Origin of the sequence: Endozoicomonas sp. ALD068, assembly GCF_049310145.1 — a bacterium.
GTDB lineage: Bacteria > Pseudomonadota > Gammaproteobacteria > Pseudomonadales > Endozoicomonadaceae > Endozoicomonas_A.
In genome coordinates this window covers 6153582-6178234 of sequence record NZ_JBLYNU010000004.1, presented here as the reverse complement: position 1 = coordinate 6178234, position 24653 = coordinate 6153582, and the positions used below count along the sequence as shown (strand labels likewise).

General features: G+C 49.2%; 4 protein-coding genes. 3 read left to right on the top strand and 1 reads right to left on the bottom strand.

Annotated features, from left to right (window positions below; all coding sequences use genetic code 11):
• Positions 1-60: 60 nt before the first annotated feature.
• Positions 61-7416, bottom strand: coding sequence for an AAA family ATPase (locus tag ACO6V5_RS22995; protein ID WP_422442597.1), 7356 nt, complete (start codon positions 7414-7416; stop codon positions 61-63).
• 266 nt (positions 7417-7682) lie between these two features.
• Between ACO6V5_RS22995 and ACO6V5_RS22990 the strand changes: the two genes are divergently transcribed.
• The 3 genes from ACO6V5_RS22990 (at position 7683) to ACO6V5_RS22980 (ending at position 24536) form a co-directional block, all read left to right on the top strand.
• The gene (locus ACO6V5_RS22990) at positions 7683-15659 is read left to right on the top strand and encodes an AAA family ATPase (protein ID WP_422412138.1); all 7977 of its coding nucleotides are present in this window, start codon (positions 7683-7685) and stop codon (positions 15657-15659) included.
• Between the two features lie 126 nt (positions 15660-15785).
• Positions 15786-16769 (top strand): transposase, encoded by a 984-nt coding sequence (locus tag ACO6V5_RS22985; RefSeq protein WP_422412140.1) that lies wholly within the window; start codon positions 15786-15788, stop codon positions 16767-16769.
• A 354-nt stretch (positions 16770-17123) separates the two neighbouring features.
• On the top strand, positions 17124-24536 hold the full coding sequence (locus ACO6V5_RS22980) for an AAA family ATPase (protein WP_422412142.1): 7413 nt from the start codon (positions 17124-17126) through the stop codon (positions 24534-24536).
• Positions 24537-24653: the final 117 nt, after the last annotated feature.

The window sequence follows — 24653 nt, the reverse complement described above, 5'->3', positions numbered from 1 at the left end:
CCCTCTGTAGGGTTGTCCAGCCTCCTTTGCGGGAATGACGGGAGTGAAGCCGGGAATCATTCAGATATCAAATGCGTCACAGAGCGAATTTAAATTCATGCTGTTTAAAAACTCTTCGGCAATTTTTGTCAGCTCATTGGATTGGAGTATCAGAGCGTTAGTGGCGTTGAATGTCTGCTTCAGGTAGGTAACCTCAATACATTCATGTATGAGGGAATTGGCATCTATTTCTGACATCATGGTGTAGAGCTCTCCCGGTGAAGAGGGATCGTGAGCGCCATGGTTGCCTCTGTCCAGGGTCCCCCATTTGAAAGCATTGATCCAGCAATACGTTAAACTACCGCCTTTCGAGTGCGTTAATTCATACAGATAATGACTGAAGGCCTGCTGAATCGCTTGCCTGCACTTGTTTAAATTATCCATAGGTGTTTCCTTCTCTAGCGGCTGCAAGTCTGGGCGTTTATTAACTTTTTGTTTAAGAAGAGCTTCGACCTTGTAATGGATCACGTTGTTGTACCACTCAGGTTTTCCTATGATAATCACCGGACGATGGTTTGCCTTGCCGGAAATGAACTGCGCAAATGCAGGGTTGTGTACCAGCATTCGTTCTATATTCGGAATGCCCTCAGGTTCATTCGTCCAGTGCGTCTCTAAAGAGGAGTTGGCAATTTTACCTTCAAGGAATGACGAAAACCCTTCATGACCGTGAGTGATGAAAAGGGTAGCGGTATCACTTCTTTTCTCTTGTAAGCTTTTATAAAAGAATTGCCATGACTGGCTGTTTTTTTCCCTGGACAAGAACGCCTGATACCACTTTTTCAGGCAATGGGCGGCTTCAACTTTCAGTTCATCGATGCCTTTCAGATGCACCAATAGCCGATGAAGATCAGAATCCAGATGAGAATAATTCTTATCGTTCGGCAGTGGGTCCAGCCAACCCGATACCATGGCTTCACGGGCAAAGCGAATAACCGAAGGTCCGGTTAAGTTGGTATTCAATATATTCAGCATTGACCTCAGCCATTGGTGTGGGCTCACTCCGCTCTGAACAATCATTTTTGAGTGTAATGATTTGAGTGATTCAGTGACCTGATCTCCATCATTGTTGGACAATATTGCTTTTACTGCTTCCCACATCTGACTTCTGGTAAATAAGTTTTCAGACCCGGAACAGGCCAATGCTTTCTCGTCAGCGCCTAATTCTTCTGTATCCAACGACTCCACCATTAACACGCCCATGGAAAAACCGGCTAAATCTTTTTGCTTAAAAAGTTTACTTACCATTTCGGAAACAGTCAGATTGGCTTGCGGTAATGCACGATTTGTCTCAAGGGATTTTTTCAGTTCCTCAAGGTTCATCTCAAGGGCCCTGGCCAGAGCTTGCTGTTGGGCTAAATCAGCACTTTTCAGGAGATCCTTAAGCTTCTCTGATTTAATGCTCCAATCATTGAGCTTCCTGTAGCGAGGTATAATTACTGTTGCCTCCACGGGCGCCCCGCCCAAATCCACTGACTCCCAGGATTGGCCTCCATCCACGGAATACTCGGCAAAGACGTGCGTGAGGCTCTCTATTTGCCGACTGGGAATCCCGAAATAGCGACAAAAAGCAACAAAAACAGGCGCACGATGACGACAGCTACCTTGCCGCTTTGTTACCAGGAATCGAAAGAAATTTTCACTCTCTTCCGGTTTAGCTGCACCGGAGAACTGTTTGCAGTATTCCGTGATTGCGCTAATTCGTTGCCTGACGTCTTTAGCGTTTATTATTGTGTGCAACGGTGCCTGTATTTCGGCGGGTTGTTCGTTGATGTTATCAAACAGCTCCTTCAGTACGGACTTCATGCCTTCTGAACACTGGACGTCAAAAAGGGCTTTTTTAGCACCCGTTTTACCGCTCGGCTTTGCGGGTTCTACGACATAAGTACATTGAAAACTCTGGCCGACTGCGGCCAGAGGAATAAACAGTGTATGAAGCCCGGTATACTGGTCCCTGATCAGTTTAAATGGTAAACAGGGTTCTATATGCAGGGCCACGATAGAGTCACTGGCCGTCAGGCTGGGCAATGGACATTGACCGTTCTTTGGTGATATCTCAAGGGTTGCCAGCGTTTGATTTCTGGTTAATGTCACTTTCCTGTCATTCCCTGGCAACCGCCCAGGTGTGAGGGTTTCGACTCCCAGAAGGTGCTTACCATCAAGATTGATCTCTTTGATTTCACCCCTGGCAGTGACACGAATATCCCATGCCTCCCAGCGATACATCTTAGGGTGATGCAGCGAATCAAAAATTTTACAATATTCAACCTTTGTTATCTCCTTATCCTCATAGTTCGTGCTTCGGTCCAATGCCGGGGCTTTTTGTTCCTCGACTTCCGGGTCGTATGGTTCAGGAGCGTCGTCACCGCTAATAGCGGATGCTTTGTTAATAAAATCGTTTACCCAACGGTTCGGCAGATCACTGATCTGATGCCAAAATGCGGGCCAGCATTCAACGTCATGGGCATTCCATACCTGTATCTGCTTATCGGCCTCCTGAAAATGAGGCTGGTAAGTCGGCATTTTCAGCGTTTGTGCCTGCTCTTTCGTCAGGGGAAATACGCTATTAACGTCCACGTTCGTAAGGTCAAACTCACAAGCGAACCAGCATTGCTGCCAGTGTCTGTAAAGTGCCTGTATGAAAATATCGTCCGACTCACGCGGCTTCAGGGAAAGACCGGATGCCTGCCACCTGGTCTGGGCCACCCTCTTGATAAGTTCTGTTTTTGCGTCCTCTTTATCCAGAAGGGTATTAATACGAATTTCATGGCGCTTCTCATTAATGCTGTTGCGGTCACTTTGTCGTATCAACCACGGACGATCAACGCCTGATACCGTTTGGTGGAACCATTCGCTCAGCTCAGGATCAAGCGATCCTTTACTTATGGCAGGAGCCGATGATTTTGGCAGTTCCTCCAGAGAGATGTTGGCGGCCATCAGATAAAGCCGGTAGTGCTGATTGAGGCATTGATGGAGTGCTTTATCGCTAAAATCACCTCCTCTGTTAAGCGCTCTGGCGACATTCTGCAGATCAAGACTGGTTGGTTGCAACGGCAGGTTGTACCTTTGCAAGCAAGCCCTTAATCGGCAATGTTGTTGAGTCAGCTTTTCAGCCAAGTCTTTCCCCTTCAGGGTCTCTGGCAACACTTTCTCAACAATGGCCTGCAATTCTGTCGGGTTATACTGTCGGATCGGCAAATGTCGAAAACGCCCTTTCAGCGCCGGTGATAAGGGTTTTCGCCCGCTGTACTCAGGCGGGTTGATGGTGGCAAACAGGTGGAAACCCGGATGGGCGTCACCGGCCAGAATATCGTTTAACTCACCTTCCAGGTGCTGGCTGTCGATCAGGTTCATTTCCGAAATCACCACGATGCCGCCTTCAATTTTGGCCTTCTGGATCTTTTCACACACTTTGTCCCAGGAACAATCGCAGGCATTCAGGTAATAGACTTCCGGCATGGACTCTCCCTGTCGTTTAGCCTCCTGTCTGACACTTTCAATCACCAGGTTGAGCGTGGCATCCTTGCCCCGTCCCGCCGGGCCTTCAATCAGTGTTGCCTGACGACCGCCGTGTTTTCTGTTGAGGTGATAAGCCTGCTGACAGCGGCTTAAATCCTGTCCAAGCCATTGCACCAGCTCACAGACTGCCGATCCGGAGGCATCAAAGTCTGGTCGGATTTCTCTGCTGACTGTACTGAAGGTTTGCTGCATATCTTGCAGGGTGTGGTCATGAACTTTGTTGCTCAGGGTATTGTTCGTTTGGTAACGGGCAGCAAACCAGATTTCCAGTGCCGACAGGGCATCCTGATGAGTTTCGGTGATTTCCGACCCCAGTACGTCCCGAAAACTGTGTTGGATCAAACTGTTTATTTGCTCACAGGTCACACTGCCGCGAGCGGGCAGGGCACGATCCAGATACCAGCCCACCCAACTGCAGATATCGGTTAAATCCCTGGGGGTAAACTCATGCTCGGGCAAGAGTTCCTGATAATATTGCCAGAGCGCCATCAAGCTGTTGCTGGCTCTGTGTGCAATGTCGTTTATTTGATGCTCCAGCAGGTGCCGTTGTAAATGCTTGACGAGAGCTGGTTCCACCACTCTGTCCCGAAGGAATGCCTGGTCCAGGCGAGGGTAGTAAGCTGTCGGCAGTTTCTCTTTCAGGGCCGGGTCCATCTGGCGCCCGGCGTAATGATCGGGGTTACCGGTGAGAATCACCCGGTGTTTTGGGCTGACCTTGACAGGATGACCATTCACATAGATGCAGGGTTGCGGTTCCCATAAACCGTTCAATGATGCCAGCAATCCGGTCTGGGCCAGGTTGGCTTCATCCAGAACCAGAGTAATGTACTCTCCTCCAATACAGCTTGCGTCTTTGTCGGATTCGGTACTGGCCCATTCCATCAACGCCCGGTTTTGCTGCACCATAGAGCGGTCGCCATCGGCATGTTGTTGCCACTGCCAGCGTTTCATCAGGGTCTGTTCGCTGTCGGAAGGTCCAAGAGAAATCACCGAAGCCTGTCCTGAAGCTTTCGCTATTTTGGCGGAAAAGTAACTTTTCCCGGTGCCGGTTTCTCCCTGCAGGAAGATAACAGGAGAGTCGGTAAGCCGGTCATAGAGTCGGGATAATCGACGACTTTCACGATCCTTCTGACTTATCTCGCCGTGATAAAGATCCCGGGCCAGTGCTGACAAGGGCATATCGGCGGAGCCTTGCCATATCAGTGATTCAGACAGTCGACGTTTTATACGTTCAATGTCTTCTGTCTTGGAATTCGCTGTTCTGGCCCCATGAAAACAATCGCTGGCCAAAGCATGAAGGGCATCAGATCGGGTCTGCCCCGATGGCAAAATTAACTGCCAGCCAGAAGCCAGTGCATCCTGTAAACGTTTAATCTGTCTTGATGGTCTGATGGCTAACGGTGGATGTTCTTCTGCTGCCTTCGGATCAATTTCGAACTGATAGGCTAAAGCATCTCGTTGTTTTTCAGGCCTATGGGCCAGGATCATGGCACAGAGCCTGTCGAGAACGTTTTCTTCGCCCCATGCTGGAAATGGATGTTCATAGGCCAGTTGTAATTCGATGCCTTTAAATACTGCCTGATCAAAGGCTCTGGCCAGTTGCCACAGGTTCTGCCTGACAAACTTTCTATCCAACCGCAGGGAACTGTTGATGATGGCGTTTAAACGATCCGGGTCCACCGAAGCCGTTTGATCCTCATCTGGCGTCTTATCCGGTAACAAGTGCCAACAGGCCACTTTCATAAAATCCCGTACTGATGGGTTCTGCCGGGTGCCATGGGTGAGGATGCTATCGATGGCCTTGCGCCAGTGGCGGGGTAAAAGCTGTAAGGACTGGTCAACCTGCTGTGCCCGCCGGGCAGCCAGTATCAGGTTATGCAACAACCCTTCGGTCATTTCTGGTAGCGGGTTACAAAGGTCAGCAGGTACGGTTTCAAACGCCTGGTAAAGTTTATTAAGCGCCTGTTCTGGCAGCTCAGCCCGGGAGATTTTATGTTTGACGGCATTGATCTCCCAGAGATCCACCTCAGGACAGGGCTTACCCTTGGCAACCATCGAACGAAATATTGAAGATGGGCTTTTTACAGACTCAGGCCAGAGCATTGTGACATGAGCTTGTGGATAGGTCTGTAATTGGCCATTGACCAACAGAGGTTGGCCAGCAACCAGAGGCTCCAGAAGCTGCTGAAGAATTGGATTAGTTTCCAGCCCCCGCAATAGCACCTGCTGGCCAGCGGTCAATGCCTCCTGCAATTTACTCTGACGGCGTCCGAAATAGGCCTTTTGTTCCGAGCTGATATGGATATTATCAAATAGCTGGCTGAAACTGGTCTGTTCATTGACCCGAACCACCAAAGGGGCTTCCGGATGATTATTGAGCCAGTGACTGGCCTGGGCAGCTTGCTGATAGGTAAAGGTATTAAAGGCGGAGTGAGCCCTCATTTTTTCCTGCAGGTAAGACAGAGGCTGCTCATCTTCTGCCAATCCCAGAGCTTTCGGCTGACGTTTTGAATGAACTACCTGAAGCAGCGGCTCTTCGCCGGTTGTTTCGCGAATCGTCTTTAATGAACCCAGCAAACGAAACCAGAGAGCCTCAGTCAGGGGAGAGGTGACGGTAACTGCACCACCGGCCCGAACCTGTTCCAGCAGGCTGGTATTAGGAACTGCAATGCCTTCCGGGTGAATGGCAATGGGGCTCAGCCAGTCCCTGATATTATTCCGGTTAATGATGATCGGGTTTTGAGGTGCGTGCTTTTTATAAAGTTCTTTTTCACAGTTTTTTTCATGAGAGTGTGACAGGTTTTGGAACAGTGAATAAAGCTCGTCATCGCCAACCGGCATCTGATAAAACTGAACATCGTCGGGTAATGGACAGATCTCCCCATTACTCTCAAAGCACTGGTGCGCCAGCATCTGTCGAATGGTCTGTTCAAAGGCCAGGTCTCCCCAGTCGGCCCCTTTCAGAATCACCCGCTGTCCGCTCCTCAATGACTCAAGCCTGCCGGGGATATGCCGGATTCGCCCCTGTTTATCCACACCGGGGCCGCCCAGCAGCAACTGTCGCCAGTGATTGTGCAAGTGGCAGTTAATTAGAAAGGTATTGTCGTCCATGGCAGTTTCGGCAGAGGGGAGTTCAGCCAGTAGCGGTGGAACCTCGTTGATCTCCAACGATGGGTCATTGCCGGTTTTTGCGTCCAACTGCCAGGTATTGTCCGGTCGATTAATTCGCCGCCAGAAGTCAGCCCCCGGTGCGTCGTCAAGCCTGCCAACCGACCTCAACTGTTCAGGGTCTGCCAGCACCAGCAGAGCAACATGCTCGCCCAGGGGGCGCTTCTCCTTGCTGACTCTGTCGTACAGACAGGGGTTATCCGGGTCCAGCAGGTCGTTAAATTTGGGCAGATGCTCGCTGGTGAGCTTTCGGATATCGATCACCAGGGTGAGTGGCTGCGAACCTTCAAACAGTTTGCCCGGATAAAGGGTGTGGCGACCCTCGCCGGAAATGCTCAAACGGCTCACCAGGTTAGCCTGTGAGAGGTCATCGGGATGGGAAATAAGGGTGACATCCCGATGTTCATCGCAGGTCCGGGCCACTAAAAGCTGACGAACGTCATCATCATTGGTGACAAAACGAAAATCGAAGGCATGAGGGGTCTTGCAGAATGAGGAATCCGTTGAGGATACGGTTCTTGCCGTGTCAGGTGACTGAATCTGAGGTGATGATACATTGAGTTTGGCCATGACATCAGAGCAGATCCCGACATCATTTGCTGATAATTCCAGCTTTGGTTTCTTGGATGGTACGCCAGTATCAGAGCCACTATCAAAAACCGATTTGTTTATTTCCCTTATTCCACCATCCATGGTCAATCTCCCTTCCTGATGTCTTTTGAAGAACTGTATTGAAACTGATTGATTGTTTGACCTTAGGATGGGATTAAAGTTCGATTTTGACTGTTACCCCTCTATAGGGTTGCCCAGCCTGCTGTTCGGCTGCACTGAATCAGGTGAGGCCGTCGCATCTGCCATGGTTGCGGCTCTCTATTTAAATGGAACTTACGTTTAATCTTAAGGTCAAATTATATAACAACTTCAACTTGGTTCTTCAGATCGCAGTAAGGAGATTGACTATGGATGGTCAGATTGATGAAGGTACAAAAAAACACGCTCTGGATCCTAACCTTCTTGATCATGGCGGGCATGGCGTGGCAGCCAAGAGAGCAAAGCTGGATTTATTATCAGAACAAGAGAAGACTGTAAGAAGCTGCTCTGAAGTAAGGTCCAAACTAAAAAGATCGCCATCTTTGGAGACGGTGCCTGACAAAGTCAGAACCGTTTCTTTAACGGATTCCTCGCTGCCAAAGGCGACTCATTCCTTCGATTTTCGTTTTGTCGCCAGTGATGATGAAGTTCGGCAGCTTTTGACTGCCATAACCTGTAATGAAGATGTTACTGTTATTTCCCACCCCGATGACCTCTCACAGGCTAACCTGGTGAGTCGGCTGAGCATTTCCGAAGAGGGTCGTCATACTTTGCGCTCGGGCAAGCTGTTTGAAGGTTCACAGCCATTCACTCTGGTGATGGATATCCGACAGCTCACCAACGAAGAACTGCCCAAATTCAACGATTTACTGGACCCGGATACCCCCTGTCTGTACGACAAAATCAGCCAGAAAAAACACCCCCTTGGCGGGCATGTTTCTCTATTGGTCCTGGCAGACCCTGAACAGTTGAGGTCGGTTGGCAGGCTTGACGGCGCATCGGCGGCCGGCGCTCCGGGTGCCGATTTCTGGCGGCGAATTAATCGTCCGGGAAATACCTGGCAGTTCAAGGCACAGACCGGCAATGATCCATCGATGGATATCGATAAAGTTCCTCCGGTATTGACTGAACTCCCCTCTGCCGAAAGTGCTATGGAAGACGACAATACCGTTTTAATTGACTGTCATTTACACGGTCACTGGCGACAGTTGCTCCTGGGCGGTCCCGGAGTGGATCAAGAGGGGCGAATCCGGCACATCCCCGGCAGGCTTGAGTGTTTGAAAGCTGGACAACGGGTGATTCTGAAAGGGGCCAACTGCCGTGATCTGGCCTTTGAACAGACGATTCGGCAGATGCTGGCGAAAAAGTGTTTTGAAAGCAATGGCAAGATCTGTCCGTTACCCGACGATGTTCAGTTTTATCAAATGCCGGTAGGAAATGACGAGCTTCATTCACTGTTCCAAAGTCTGTCCCACTCTCGTATCAGAGAAGGCGCCAAAGAAGATGACAATAGAGAGAACGCACCAGGAAAACCGATCATTATTAACCAGAGTAATATTGCCCAATGGCTGAACCCCATTGCCATTGCCCCGGAAGGCTATGCAGTACCTAACACCTGTCTGTTGGAACAGGTTCGAGCGGGTGGTGTCGTCACCGTAACCTCTCCCCTCACTGAGGCACTCTGGTTTCGTTTACTGGGCTCATTGGCGACTATTCGCGCGACCACCGGCCTGAAGCCCGGACTTGAGGTAGCCCACTGGAAACAGCAGCCGAAAGCCCTGGGATTGACAGAACAAGATGAGCGCCCTTGGTCCGGGAGCCAACAGCAACAGAAAAAAATCAAAAATCATGATGCCTTTGAAGCAGTCACTTATCGGCAACATGCCGAGGCAAGCCAATGGATCAATGATCACCGGGGAGCACCTCTGGTCATCCGGGTCAATGAACAGACTTGCTTAAGTCAGCTATTTGATAATCTCTATATCACCTCAGAACAAAAGGCGTATTTTGAACGACGCCAGAGTAACTTGCAGAAGGCATTAATTGCTGGCAAGCCAGTGGCATTCCTGGGGCTCGAACAAAATCCATCCCTGGCGCAGCTGTTGGAACCTCTGATGATGGGGCAGCCTCTGCTGGTCAATGGCCAATTACAGGCCTACCCCCGGGCTCATGTCACCCTGCTCTGGCCTGAGTCTGCGATAAGCCCATCGCCAGTATTTCGTTCGCTGGTTGCTGCGGGTAAGCCGTGTCCCGAGGTCGATCTCTGGGATATCAATGCCCACAAGCATGGTATCTCTCGGACTGAACTGCCAGAACAAGCGCTTAAGCAACTTTACCAAGCGTTTGAAACCGTCCCTTGCGGCCTTTGTAACCCTTTGCCTGAAATGACCAAAGGGTTGTTGAATAACCTGATACTGGCAGCCCAACGAGCACAGCAGGTTGACCATGCCTCACAGCTTTTACCTCGCCACTGGCGCAAGGCCATCGATAGCGTCGTCACCCATGGCACCCGCCAGCATCAGTCCGTGCGTGATTTTATGAAAGTGGCTTGCTGGCAGTTGTTACCGGATAAGATGCCGGATGCTGATGAGAAACCGGATAAGGATCAAACCGCCTCGGTAGACCCGGATCGGTTAAACGCCATCATCAACAGTGCCCTGCCATTGAATAGAGTGTTTGTGGAACAGAACCTGTGGTCACTGGCCAGAGCCTTTGACCCGGCAGTATTTAAAGGTAACGAATTACGACTGTCCTATAAAAGTCCATTTCCAGAGTGGAGTGAAGCAGACGTTCTCGACAGGCTCTCTGCCATAATTCTGGCCCATGTGCCCGAACATCAACGAGATGCCATAGCGTATCAGTTGGAAATAAGTCCGGCGGCAGCAAAGCCCTGGCAATCGTTGGCCATCAGGCCAGCAAGGCAGATTAAACGTTTGCAAGATGCACTGGCTTGCGGCTGGCACTTACCTTTACTACCGGGGCAGACCCGATCCGATGCCATTCACGCCCTGGCCATCGATTGTTTCCACATTGCCAGAGGAGAATATGTCACAGAGAATCCCGCAGAACGCATTGAACGCATAGAAAATCGACTGTCCGATTCGCTACAGCCGGGTTTTGCTTATAGGCCATTGTCAGCACTGGCCCAGGATCTTTATCACGGCGAGATGAGTCAGGAGGATCGTGAAATCCGTCGATTATCCCGGCTCCATGACCGGCTTACGGACTCTCCCGTTCTATTCCTTGAGGGAGAAACCGGCACCGGGAAAAGCTACTTTTCCGCCAAAATGGCAAAGGCCTCAGGACAGGCTGCGGTCATTTCCCTTGGACCTTCCGACAGCGAACAGACCCTGATGAAACACTGGTACTGGAAAAAGTACGCCGATGGCGATCGCTCTATGGCACAGCAAAACCGGGCTCTGATGGAATGGGCCAATACCCCGTCCGACAAAGACGGACACTATGTCACCCTGGTACTGGATGAAGCCAACCTGGCCAAAGCAGGGTTGTTGGCATCATTGAATGGCTTATGGGAACCAGAACCCTGTATCTATATAGACGGTCAACCTGTCAAGGTCGGCCCAAAACACCGGGTGATTCTCACCGGTAACCCGAATCATTACGCCGGGCGCCAGCTCGACCCGGCCCTGAAAGAGAAACTGTCCAGGGCTTACTATCCCCGCCTGGACCAGGCTTTCCTTCGGGACAGAGTAGTGGAACCGGCTCTGGTCAGGCAGCTACAACGGCATCTGCAGGACTACGACCAAATCAACAAGATTGCACATGAAGCCACCGAGAGTGTGATGGCACTTTGGCGGTACTATCAGGAACTGTTGCCCGAGCATGAGTTTACCCCCAGGGATCTAACGGATATCTGCAGTTGGGTGGGCTGGTATCTGGACCGTGGATTATCTAAAGGAGACAGTGTTAGCTGTAAGCAAGTGAACAGTCTGATCCGGCAAAGTTTTCGGGATGTGCTGGGTCCCGAAATCACCGAGACTCATCAGGATGCCTTTTTGGCACTGGAAATCTGGTTTGCTGCCCGTTATCAACTGGACAACACCCTGAACGACAAAGTTCGTACACAGAACCTGAATGATATACAGCAGCCCTTCATGGAATACACCGACAAAAACCGACCTGAGTTTGATACCTCCGGATCGGCAGTCATTGAACTGGCGCAACAGCTTGGACAGGATTTAAGTCGCTGTCAGCAGGCTTATCATCGCAAGATAAAACACGACGGCCGTCAGGCGACCCTGATTGAAGGCCCGGCCGGACGGGGTAAGGATGCCACGCTGAATCTGGTGATTGAAAGCGCCAAACAGCAGGCCAGACTACGGCAAGAACCCATGCCAGAGGTCCATCTACTGAATGCCTGTGATTGTTCCTGGGAGCAACTGTGTGAGGTAATCCAGAAAGCAAAACTGGAAGGCGGCATCGTGGTGATTTCAGAAATGAACCTGATCGACAGCCAACATCTGGAAGGTGAGTTAAACGATATTCTGGCCGGTGACGCCCATCCGGGCTTCCACCTGTTCGCCACCATCAACCCGCCAGAATACAGCGGGCGAAAACCCTTATCACCGGCGCTGAAAGGGCGTTTTCGACATTTGCCCATCCGGCAATACAACCCGGCAGAATTACAAACCATCGCCGGGAAAGTGTTGCCAGAGTCCTCAGAAGGGACATCCGCCGCTAAAAAGCTAACAGAAAAACATTGTCTTTTAAGGGCTCATCTGCAAGGCAGAAAACTGCCATTGCAGCCGACCAGCCTCGATTTACAAAATGTCGCCAGGGCCGTCCTCGCAGGAGGCGATTTTAGCGAAAAAGCCGTTCATCAATGCCTCAATCAGCACTACCGGCTTTACCTGATGGCCGCCGATATATCACTGGAGAAACTGCACGAGTCACCGGCTCTTGCCATGGAGAAAAGTGAATTTAGTTCCGGACTTTGCCGTTGGTTCAATCAAACGGTATCGGGCATTAGTCGTCCGTGGCTGATACGAAAAAGTGATTGCAACAGTATTGATGAAAAAAACCATGAAATTCGTATTAAGACCCAACTGACTCCGGAGGAAGCCAAAACGGAAATCATCAAGGGGATAGCTCAGGCAAAATGGCAGGCATCCGGTCTTTCCCTGAAGCCGGACGAGTCGGACGACATTCTCACCCGGGCACTTTACCGACACTGGCAGCAATGCTGGTTTGATCGTCAGTTTGGCCAGTCGGGCGTGGACGCCAGTAGCCTATTCCCCCTGACGGAAGAAGAGTCACAAACGCTGAAATTGTCTATTAACCAGCCTTATCTTCAGACAGCTGATCAGCGGATAGAAGCATGGGAAGCCGGTGAAGTTCAATGGTGGCCTGCATTCTGGCGTCAAATCAGTGGTCTGCTGAACCATTTGGTAGACGATTTTATTAACGAAACTCCAGCTGTTAGCGCTTATAAAGCGCCTGAACAAAACTTGCCAAAAATTCAGGAGCAACAGGCTTCGGCACTGGATCAGAGAACGAACCGTGAGCCACAACCCGTTAATGAAGTATCGACTATCAGCTCTGATAAAGCGCCTGAACAAAACATGCCAAAAGTTCAGGAGCAACAGGCTCCGGCACTGGATCAGAGAACGAACCATGAACCACAACCTGTTAACAAAACGTTGGCTGCCAGCGCTGATAAAACTCCTGAAAAATACCTTCCAGAGGCCCACCTGGAAAAGGCTCCGAAATTGGACCAGAAAACGAATTATGAGAACCAGGAAAGGCCAACCGTTAAGGAATATAAAATTTTTGATACGACGCAGTTTCCTTCCGCAATGATGCGCCTGTGGGCAGAGGATGTTTATGTGTCTCCTGAGGGCAATGTCAAACAGATCAGTATTAATGATCAACACATACAGGGAGCCGAAGTCCTCGTACCTGCAAGGTTGCCAGAGCCTGACCAGGAAGTGATATTGGCCAGAGATCAAACGCTGGCAACTTTTACCTGGCCATCAAAGAATGGTCAACTTAAATTGCCCAGCCTGACGACTAAAGACTATATCGTGGCCCTGCGTATAAAACCCGGTTTTTCATATACCCTGCTCAGGGATCGATATACCGGACTTCACACACTGTTTATTCCGGAAGCCAAAGACAACCAGAATATTGAATTGGCTTATATCGTAGAATCCAGAAAAGCGGGCAAAAAAACACCTGTTGAAGAAGTCCGACCCGCACAATCAACACGTTTTGACACCCGCTGTTCAGAAGGGATGAGAAGCGTACTGAAGGGAGTGTTTGATAACATTAAGGGGCAACCAACCGAAGTACAGATACCTTTGCAGAACATAAAAGACGCCAAAAATACAAAGCAACGCATTAAGGCGATCAGGGACTATTGTAAACAGTTTTCCGGTAAGGCTGAGCCGAAAAAAACGGAAAATTACTTTCACTTCCTGGTAACACAACGGCAGGGGCGCTGTCGTCATCGTGTGCCTGTGTTTGTTGCTCTTTGTCGTTATTTTGGGATTCCATGTCGGAAAATTGAAAGCTATACCCATGCCTTTGCAGAGTTTTCCGCAGATAGAGGCCAAACCTGGGAGTCAGTGGATTTGGGCGGAGCGCCTACTCGGGATATAAACATCCTGTCCAAGTTCCAGCCTCGCAGGCAGGTCAGTGGTTCTGGCACTCAGTCGAAGAAAATCAAGGATATCCTGAAAGATGCTGATTTAGCACAAAAGGCAGCTCTGGCTCAAGCCATTGGTTTGAGCCCTGAGGAATTGAGCAAAGCCCTTGAGCAAGACACTACATTGCCGGTATCCCAACTAGACACTCTCGAAGTACTAAAGGAACTTTGGAGGCGAAAAGATTTAGCCAGTTTTTCATTGGGCGTCGCAATGATTGAGTCGCTGGATACAAAAGAATTGAGCGATGTCAAGCATGAATTGCTCAGTAGTGAGACTCACCCCAATCGCAAGAATGGATTTCCCGATAGTAAGCCTTGGTTCGACTACGACGATAAATCTCTCATTAATAGTCTTTGGACTGGTCACGAGGATCTGCCTCCCAGTCATATTATTCGCGGCGATAGGCATAACCCTAAACCTGTGTCAGAAGCAGTAAAAAGATTATTGATCTACAGGCATGAAGATCAGGTCACTGAACCACTCAAGTCACTCCATTCAAAATTGATTGATCAGGCCGGAGTAAGCCCACAAAAGTGGTTGAGTGCAATAGTGGATATACTGAAATTCCCTTGTATAAATAGTTCGACTATTCGCCTTGCCCATGAAGCGCTGACATTGGGTTGGCTGGATCCACTGCCGACCGATATGGTGGGGGCTCATGAACATCACGATCTGTTGGTGCGTCTGCAAAATATCGATGCACTGAAGGTTAAAGCCACCCGTTGCCTGAAAAAGTGGTATCAGGAACTTTTGTCCAGGGAAAAAAATAACCAGGTATGGCAGTTAGCTTATAAAGACTTCCTGGAGAGAGAAGGTGATGTCATGTTCGTCGAACATCGTCATGGCGGGTTTTCGCGACTGCTTGAAAAGAACATTGCCAGTCAATCTGTAAAAAGTGCCTGGACGGAACAACCTGAGGGAGTTCCTGATATAGAACGAATGCTGGCGCAACAACCCGCATTTTCGAAGTTCATCTCAGGGCAGACAAACCACCGTCCGGTAATTATCCTGGGGCAACCTTCCTGGCGAGACAGTGTGAGTAATGAAAAAATCGAAGCCCTGTTTCAACTAAAAATCAAGAACACCCCCGATTTGAAGGCGGCATTGGAAAGAATCAATAAAAATCATGCAAACCGTGATCAATGCGCCCATAACCTGCAAGCATTGGGCAAAGCATTCAGGGAAGCTGGGGGCAATACGCAATCTCAGGCTCAAAAAGAGGAATATGAGAAAAAACGGGATGAACTCATGGATAAATACACCCTTAGCTTAAAGACCCTTAATTCGTCATCAAAGGACGAAGAACTTTTGAATCATTTAAAAGACAAATGCAAGAAAGCGATTCAACAGGCCTTCTGTCATTACCTGTATGGAGTAACACACTCGAAAGGCAGTAGCTTAATGTATTGTTGGGCCGAAGCTCGCGTAGGGTCTGAGACTCAGGAGAGCGACAACTATGGCACTCATGCTCCATCCTCACCAAAAGAGCTATACGCCATGATGTCTGAAATTGATAGCTCTCGCGAATGTGAGCACAGGTTTAAAGATGCCTACTTAAGGCAAGCACTCAACGTCAGTAATGCTCTGGTGCTCAAACCCAGTAAGCTGGAAGCCATCGCCAAAGAATTTTTGAGCAGCGTGAATTTGATCTCGCTTTATGAGTCATTAGAGACCTGATAAAGAAAAAAAGAGAAAAAAAGACACCCATAATAAAATAAAAAAAGACACCCATAAATTTTTTTTACCATCAACCTGGTCTACTTTTTCACCCATCACTGATTTTTTACCCAGACAGGTGAGTTCATGGCTCAGGCCCGCAATACTCTGATTGACCCCGGCTCAACGCCTTATTACCACTGCATGGCAAGATGTGTTCGTCAGGCTTACCTCTGTGGAGAGAACCACCTGACTGGCAAGAACTACGAGCATCGCCGCCAATGGGTGGTGGATAAACTCCGGGAGTTGGTTTCAGTCTTTGCTATCGAAGTCTGCGCTTACGCTGTCATGTCGAATCATTATCACGTGGTTTTGCACATCAATCAGTCATCTGCCAGGAGCTGGTCACGGAATGAAGTGCTGCATCGTTGGACGACCTTGTTCAGAGGTCCACTTCTGGTGCAAAGGCATCTGGCCGCTGACAAACTGGGCAGCGCTGAATTGGCCCGTATTGATGAATATGCTGAGGAATACCGGCGTCGTTTAACGGATATCAGCTGGTTTATGCGCTGCCTGAATGAACATCTTGCTCGTGAGGCCAACAAAGAAGACCAGTGTAAAGGACGCTTCTGGGAAGGTCGTTTTAAAAGCCAGGCATTGCTGGACGAAGCAGCCTTACTGACCTGCATGACCTATGTTGACTTGAATCCGATTCGGGCTGGAAAGGTGGAAACACCGGAAGAATCAGACTACACGTCGATTCAGGAACGCGTGGAGCAGGTTACACATTCTGAGACTAAAAAGCAGCCGCTGACCCTGAAACCTTTTTGTTCGCAGGGCCAGAATACGGACGTTGCCCTTCCCTACCTTCTTCACGACTATCTGGAACTGGTTGACTGGAGTGGTCGCATTGTCAGAACAGATAAGAAAGGTTCCATCCCGTCGCATATCCCTCGTATTCTTGAAAGACTGGAAATTGATCCGGATGAGTGGCTGAAAACCATGCAATGGAATAATCGTTTTTATCGGGCAGTTGGCCGTCTGGAGGCGATGAAGGCTTATGCATTTGAAGCCGGACAGAAGTGGCTTCGAGGTTTAAATGTCTGTAGTCGTTTGTACCTGACAGGTTAGTGTAGAAGGCAGTTAAGAAATTAAACACTTTCTCTTCATCTCTCTTCGACTTTAAGTCGGAATAGGTTTGTGTTGTCTGAATCATGGCCTGAGCAGCCTCTGTTCTTGGGATGCTTCTGTATGGCTCGCTGATAGGCTATTCGAAGATAGGTTTTTAGATCCTTTTTGGGAATACAGTTTTTAGATGTCTTAATTATTTAATGGGTGTCTTTTTCTTTTTCAATGGGTGTCTTTTTCATTTTAATGGGTGTCTTTTTTTTCGTTATTATTTTTTTTGAACTCTCATCCTGTCTGAAGGTCGAATGATATAACAATTTCGATGCAGTCCTTAATTTGACAGGAGGGAGTTTGACTATGGATGGTTATCCTATTGATAGAAAAATTGATGCCAATGCTCTAAAAATTAGCGAAATTAGCGTGCCAGCCAAGAAAACAAAAAAGCTGGTTGATTCATCTTCAAAGATAATAGCCATCTGCTCTGGTCTCAATGAGCAACTCAATATATCGTCAACTCAAATGATGAAGCCAGAGAAAGCGAGAACCGTATCCTTGACGGATTCCTCGCTGCAAAAGGCTTCCCATGCCTTCGATTTCCGTTTTGTCGCCAGTGATGATGAGGTTCGACGACTTTTAGTTACCCAAACCTGCGATGAACATCGGGATGTCACCCTTATTTCCCATCCCGATGACCTTTCGCAGGCTAATCTGCTGAGCCGGTTGAGCATTTTCGACGATGGCCGCCAGGTTCTGGGTTCAGGCAAGCTGTTTGAAGGTTCCCAGCCACTCACTCTGGTGATCGATATCCGAAAGCTCACCAGCGAGGATCTGCCAAAATTTAACGATCTACTGGACCCGGCTAACCCCTGTCTTTACGACAAAGTCAGCCAGAAAAAGCGCCCTCTGGGGGAGCATGTTACCCTGCTGGTCGTGGCAGACCCCAGACAGCTGGCATTGGTTGGCCAGCATGACGACGCCTTCGGGGCCGATGCTCCGGGCGCTGATTTCTGGCGGCGAATCAATCGACCTGGAAATACCTGGCAGTTCGACGCAAAGACCGGCAATGATCCATCGAAGAAGATCGACAAAGTTTCCCCGGTATTGACTGAACTGCCCTGCTCCGAAAGCGCCATGGATGACAAGAATACGGTTCTTATTGACTGCCACTTGCACAGTCACTGGCGACAGTTACTTCTGGGCGGCCCCGGTGTGGATCAACAGGGGCGAATCCGGCACATCGCCGGCAGGCTTGAATCTCTGAGGGCCGGACAGCGGGTGATTCTGAAAGGGGCCAATTGGAAGGACCTGACCTTTGAACAGACGATTCGGCAGATGCTGGCGCAACAGTCCTTTGAGAGCAATGGGAAGATTTGCCCGTTACCCGATGATGTTCAGTTTTACCGGATGCCAGTGAGGAATGACGAGCTTTATTCACTCTTCCAAAGTCTGTCTCACTCTTCTGACAAAGAAAGTAACAAAGAACTTGATAAAAAGCAGGCACACGCAAACCCGATCATCATTAACCGCTGTAATATCTCGGAATGGCTGAGCCCTATTGCTATTGCCCCGGAAGGCTATGCAGTCCCTAACACCTGCCTGTTGAAGCAGGTTAGGGCGGGGGGGGCAGTCACCGTAACGTCTCCCCTCACTGAGGCACATTGGTTTCGTTTGCTGGGTTCATTGCAGACTATTCGCGAGACGACAGGCCTGAACCCGCAACTGCTGGTGGCTTATTCAAGACGGCAGCCGAAAGCCCTGGGATTGGCAGAAAACCATGAGCAATCTCTGTTCAAGAGCCTTCAGCTACAGAAAAAAGTCAGAGATCACGCAGCCTTTGATACTGTCACTTATCAGCAACATGTCGAGGCAAGTTATTGGCTAAATAATCAGCAGGAAGCACCTCTGGTGATTCGGGTCAGTGAACAGACCGGCTTTAGCCAACTCTTTGATAATATCCATATCACCTCGGAACAAAAGGCACATTTTGAACGCAGTCAGAGTGCGTTGCAGAAGGCATTGACCGCTGGCAAGCCGGTTGTATTCCTGGGACTGGAGACTAATCCAACGCTTCAGCAGCTTCTGGAGCCTCTGTTTGTTGGCGAACCTCTGTTAGTGAATGGCCAATTGCAGGCGTACCCACAAGCTCATATCACAATACTCTGGCCCAGGTCTGCGAGAAGTCGATCTTCAATAGTTAATTCGATGGTTGAAACGGGCAACCCGTGTCCTGAGGTTGGTGTCTGGGATATCAATGTCCTCAGGCATGGTATCCCCCGGGCCAAGCTGCCAGAACAAGCGCTTCACACACTTTATGAAGCATTTGAAACCGTACCTGCCGACCTTTGTAAACCCTTGCCTGAAATAACCGAAGGGTTGTTGAATAACCTGATACTGGCTGCCCGGCAGGCACAACAGGTTGACCATTCGCCACAACTCCGCCCCTGCCACTGGCGCAAGGCTATCAATAGCGTCATCACCCACGGCACCCGGCAGTGTCCACCAGTGCGGGATTTTATGAAAGTGGCTTGTTTGCTCTTGTTGCCGGATAAGACGCCGGATGCTCATAACAAGCCGGATGAGGATCAAGCCGCCTCGGTAGATCCGGATCGCTTAACTGCCATCATCAACAGTGCCTTGTGGGTGGATAGAGGCTTTGTAATACAGAACCTCTGGCAACTGGCCAGAGCTTTTGACGTGGGATTATTTAATGAAGAATTAGAGTTGTCCTATGAAAGTCCATTCCCGGAGTTTGGTGCAGAAGAATTTCTGAACAGGCTCTGTGCCATGATCACGGCCCATGCACCTGAAAAACGACGAGATGCCATAGCCTATCAGTTGCAAGTCGATCTGGAATCAACAGAGCCTTACTCACTATCAGCCATCAGGCCATCAAGACAGATTAAACGTTTGCAGGATGCACTGGCTTCTGGCTGGCAGTTACTTTTGCCATCCGGGCAGACCCGATCCGAGGTCATTCACGCTCTGGCCACTGATTGTTTTCATAGAGCCAGAACAGCGAATTCTGAGGCAGAAGGCATTGAACGCATAGAACACCGATTGGCTGAATCACTGCAATGGCAGGGTTCTATCAGTTCGCCCTTGTCAGCACTGGCCCGGGATCTTTATCACGGTTTGATAAGTCAGAAGGATCGTGAAAGTCGCCGATTATCCCGACTCCACGAACGGCTCGCAGACTCTCCCGTTATATTCCTGCAGGGAGAAACCGGCACCGGGAAAAGTTACTTTTCCGCCAAAATGGCAAGAGCTTCAGGACAAGCTTCAGTCATTTCTCTTGGACCTTCCGACAGCGAACAGACCCTGATGAAACGTTGGCAGTGGCAAGAACACGCCGATGGCGACCGCTCTATGGTGCAGCAAAACCGGGTGCTGATGGAATGGGCCAAGACCGAATCCGACAAAGACAGAGGCTGTATTGGAGGAGAGTACATAACTCTGGTTCTGGATGAAGCCAACCTGGCCCAGACCGGATTGCTGGCTTCATTGAATGGCTTATGGGAACCGAAACCCTGCGTTTATGTGAATGGTCATCCTGTCAAGGTCGGCCCGAAACACCGGGTGATTCTCACCGGTAACGGGGGTCATTACACCGGGCGCCAAATGGACCCGGCCCTGAAAGAGAAACTGCCCAGAGTTTACTACCCCCGCCTGGATCAGGCATTCCTTCGGGACAGGGTGGTGGAACCGGCTCTGGCCAAGCATTTACAACGGCATCTGCTGGAGCAGCAAATAAACGACATTGCACACAGTGCCACCAAAGCTGTGATGACACTCTGGCAATATTATCAGGAACTGCTGCCCGAGCATGAGTTTACTCCCAGGGATTTAACCGATATCTGCAGTTGGGTGGGTTGGTATCTGGATCGTGCCCTGCCCGCTTGCGGCAGTGTGACCTGTAAGCAAATAAACAGTTTGATTCAACACAGTTTTCGGGATGTACTGGGGCCGGAAATCACCGAAACTCATCAGGAGGCCCTGTCGGCACTGGAAACCTGGTTTGCTACCCGTTACGAACCGGAGAACACCCTGAGCGACAGAGTTCATAACAAGACCCTGTCAGATATTCAGCAAACCTTCAGTGCAGTCACCAGAGAAATCCGACCAGACTTTGATACCTCGGGATCGGCAGTCCGTGAACTGGCACAACGGCTTGGGCAGGATTTAAACCGCTGTCAGCAGGCTTATCATCTCAAAATAAAACACGGCGGTCGTCAGGCGACACTGATTGAAGGTCCGGCCGGACGGGGCAAGGATGCCACGCTGAACCTGGTGATTGAAAGTGTCAGACAGCAGGCTGAAAAACGGCAAGAATCCATGCCGGAAGTCTTTTACCTGAATGCCTGTGATTGTTCCTGGGACAAAGTGTGTGAAGTGATCCAGAAGGCAAAGCTGGAAGGCGGCATAGTGGTGATTTCAGAAATGAATCTGATCGACAGCCAGCATCTGGAAGGTGAATTGAACGATATTCTGGCCGGTGAAGCCCATCCGGGTTTCCACCTGTTTGCCACCATCAACCCGCCTGAGTACAGCGGGCGAAAACCCTTATCACCGGCACTGAAAGGGCGTTTTCGACATTTGCCCATCCGGCAGTACAACGCGACCGAATTACAGACCATTGCCGAAAAAGTGTTGCCAGAGTCCTCACAAGGGACATTCGCCGCCAAGATTCTAACAGAAAAACATTGTCGTTTAAGGGCTCACCTGCAACTCAAAAAACTGCCATTGCAACCGACCAGCCTTGATTTACAGAATGTTGCCAGGGCTATCACCAGAGGAGGCGATTTTAGCGAAAAAGCCGTTCATCAATGCCTCAATGAGCACTACCGGCTTTACCTGATGGCAGCAGACCTGTCGCTGGAGAAACTGCCAGAGCCATCGGCTCTGACCACAGGTAAAGGAGAGCCTGCTTCTGAACTTTGCAATTGGTTCAACCAGACAGTAAAGGGAATTAACCGCCCGTGGTTGATACGAAACTCTGATCACAAAAGCATTGATGAAGAGCGCCATGAAATAAGTATTGAGGCCAATCTGAATGAAGCCGAAGCCAAAACAGAAATTATCGGGATGGTGGCTCAGGCAAAATGGCTGGCATCCGGTTTTTCCCTGGAGCCAGACAAGTCGGACGATATTCTCACCCGGGCACTGTACCGACACTGGCAGCAAAGCTGGTTTGATCGTGAGTTTGGCCGGACGGGCGTGAAAGCTAATCTTATATTTCCCCTGACGAAAGAAGAGGAACAAACCCTGAAAATGCCGACTTGCCAGCCTTATCTGCGCGAGGCTGATAAGCAGATAACGGCATGGAAAGCCGATGAAGTTCAATGGTGGCCTGCGTTCTGGCATCAGATAAGTGATCTGCCAAACCATTGGATGGACAATTCTGAAAAATACAATCCAGAAGTCCTCGAGAAAGAGGCTAAGACACTGGACCAGATAACAAACTATGAATGTCTGGAGAAACCAAAAGTTGACGTTTATGAGGTTTTTAATTCGCGCTGCCATTCTGCTGCGATGTATCGCTGGCGGGCAGTGGATACCTACGTAACTGCTGAGGGTAATATCAAACAGATCAGTCTTGATGGTATACACATTCTGGGGGTCGAAACCCTCATACCTGCGCGGTTACCGGGGCCTGACAAGGAAGTGACATTAACCAGCAAGCAAACGCTGGCGACCTTTACCCTGTCATCAAAGAATGGCCAGTTTGCATTGCCCAGCCTGACGCCCAACGACCATATCGTGGCCCTTCGTATAGAATCCGATTTGCCATATACCCTGATCAGAGACCGATATAACGGGCTACACACACTGTTTGTTTCCGGGATGTCTGTTTCCGGGATCAATGCTGAACAGAGTATTCAATTTGCTTATATCGTAGAACCCAGAGAACCGGGTGGAAAAGAAGCCCGGCCAGAACAATCAACATGGTTAGACACCCACTGTTCAGAAGGTATGATTACTGTACTGGAGAAACTGTTTAAGAGCATTGAACAACAACCAATCGAAATACAGGAGCCTTTGCGGTCAATAGAAAATGCTGGAGACACCAGGCAACGCATTGAGGCAATCACTGAGTATTGCCGACAGTTTTCCGGTGCGTCTCAACCAGAGAGTGCTAAAAATTTCTTTGCATTCCTCGTAACACACCGGCAAGGTAGCTGCCGTCATCGTGTGCCTGTTTTTATTGCTTTTTGTCGTTATTTCGGGATTCCATGTCGGCAAATTAATAACCGTATCCACTGCTTTGCCGAGTACTCGGTGGATGAACGCCAAACCTGGGAATCAGTGGATTTAGGCGGAGCGCCAATACGGCCAAAAGCAATCACTCCTCAATTCCAGCTCATCAGGAAGGTCCGTAGTGCCAGCACTGCATCAAAGAAGATTAAGAATCTCCTGAAAGGAGCTGATTTAGCACAACAGCAAACGTTGGCTGCAGCCTCTGGAATAAGCCTTGAGGAACTGAAAAAAAACCTTGAGACAGACAGTGCATTGCCAGAAAGCAATCCAGGTATTCCCGAATTATTAAATAACCTTTTTAAGGAAAAAAGTTTATCCGCTTTTTCCATGGCTGCCTCAGTGATCGAGTCACTGGGGAGAGAAGAGTTGGATCATTTCAATTTGAAATTTAAACCCATATCGGAGGCAATCCATCAAATATTGTCCAACAGTGATGAAGATCAGGTCAGTGAACAACTCAAGTCACTCCATTCAAAAATTATTCTTCAGGTCGGCCTCCCCCCTTACAATTGGCTGACTACAATGGTTCATCTACTTCATGAAAGTGACCTGACCAGGCCTTCGATTCTTCAATTGACCCGTAAAGCCATGGCATGGGGTTGGCTGGATCCTGTGCCGGACTACGATAGCAAGATTATGGGAGCCAATATACACCACGACCTTTTGGTGCGTCTGGAAGGTATCGATGAATTGCAGGTCGGCGCCACCCATTGCCTGAAAAAGTTGTATAAGCAGTTATTTTCGTTGAAAAAAAATAGCCAGAAGTGGCGGATGGCTTATCAACGCTACCAGGAAAAAAATGGTAATGCCTTCTTGTCCATCACTCATTGTTATGAAGGTTTTTCAGCATTTCTGGAAGATAAAATTGTCAGCTCATCTCTACAGAACGCCTGGACAGACGAACCTGAGGGCATTCCGAATATAGAACGAATGCTGGTGCATCATCCTGCGTTTGTGAAGCTAACCTCAGGCAAGGCGAACCACCGTCCGGTGATTATCATGGGGCAACCTCGCTGGGGCAATACGGTGTTTAATGAAAAGGCTGATACCCTGTATCAACGAATAATCAATAACAGCCCTTACCTGAAACCGTTATTGGAAGAAATCAAACTAAATCCCCACGGGGTGTCGTGGGATGACCAAAAGCTTCTGGATGATATAAAAACTAAATCCAAGCCCATGATTGAGCAGGCTTTCATTCAATACCTGTATTCAGTAACACACTCGAAAGGTGGTTGTTTAACCTATTGTTGGGGAGATGCTCTCTTCGGGGACTGCGAGGATCAACGTTACTATGGCGCTCATGATCCGTCTTCACCAGCAGAGCTGTTAGTCATGATGTGTAGTTTTCATAGCTCTTTAACGTTTCAGAATTCTGTTAAGGATGCCTACCTGCGGCAGGCACTCAACGCCAATAACGCTCTGATACTCAAATCCGCTGAGCTGACAGCCATTGCCGAAGAGTTTTTGAACAGCGTGAATTTGAATTCACTCTCTGAGTCACTGGATACCTGATAACCGTTTGGTCATGATCAGTTTTTCGAGATCGTTAAAATGGAACTTTAATCACACCTTAAGGTCTAACCACTAAACAATTTCAATAACTTCAAATGACAGTTGAGAGGGAGATTG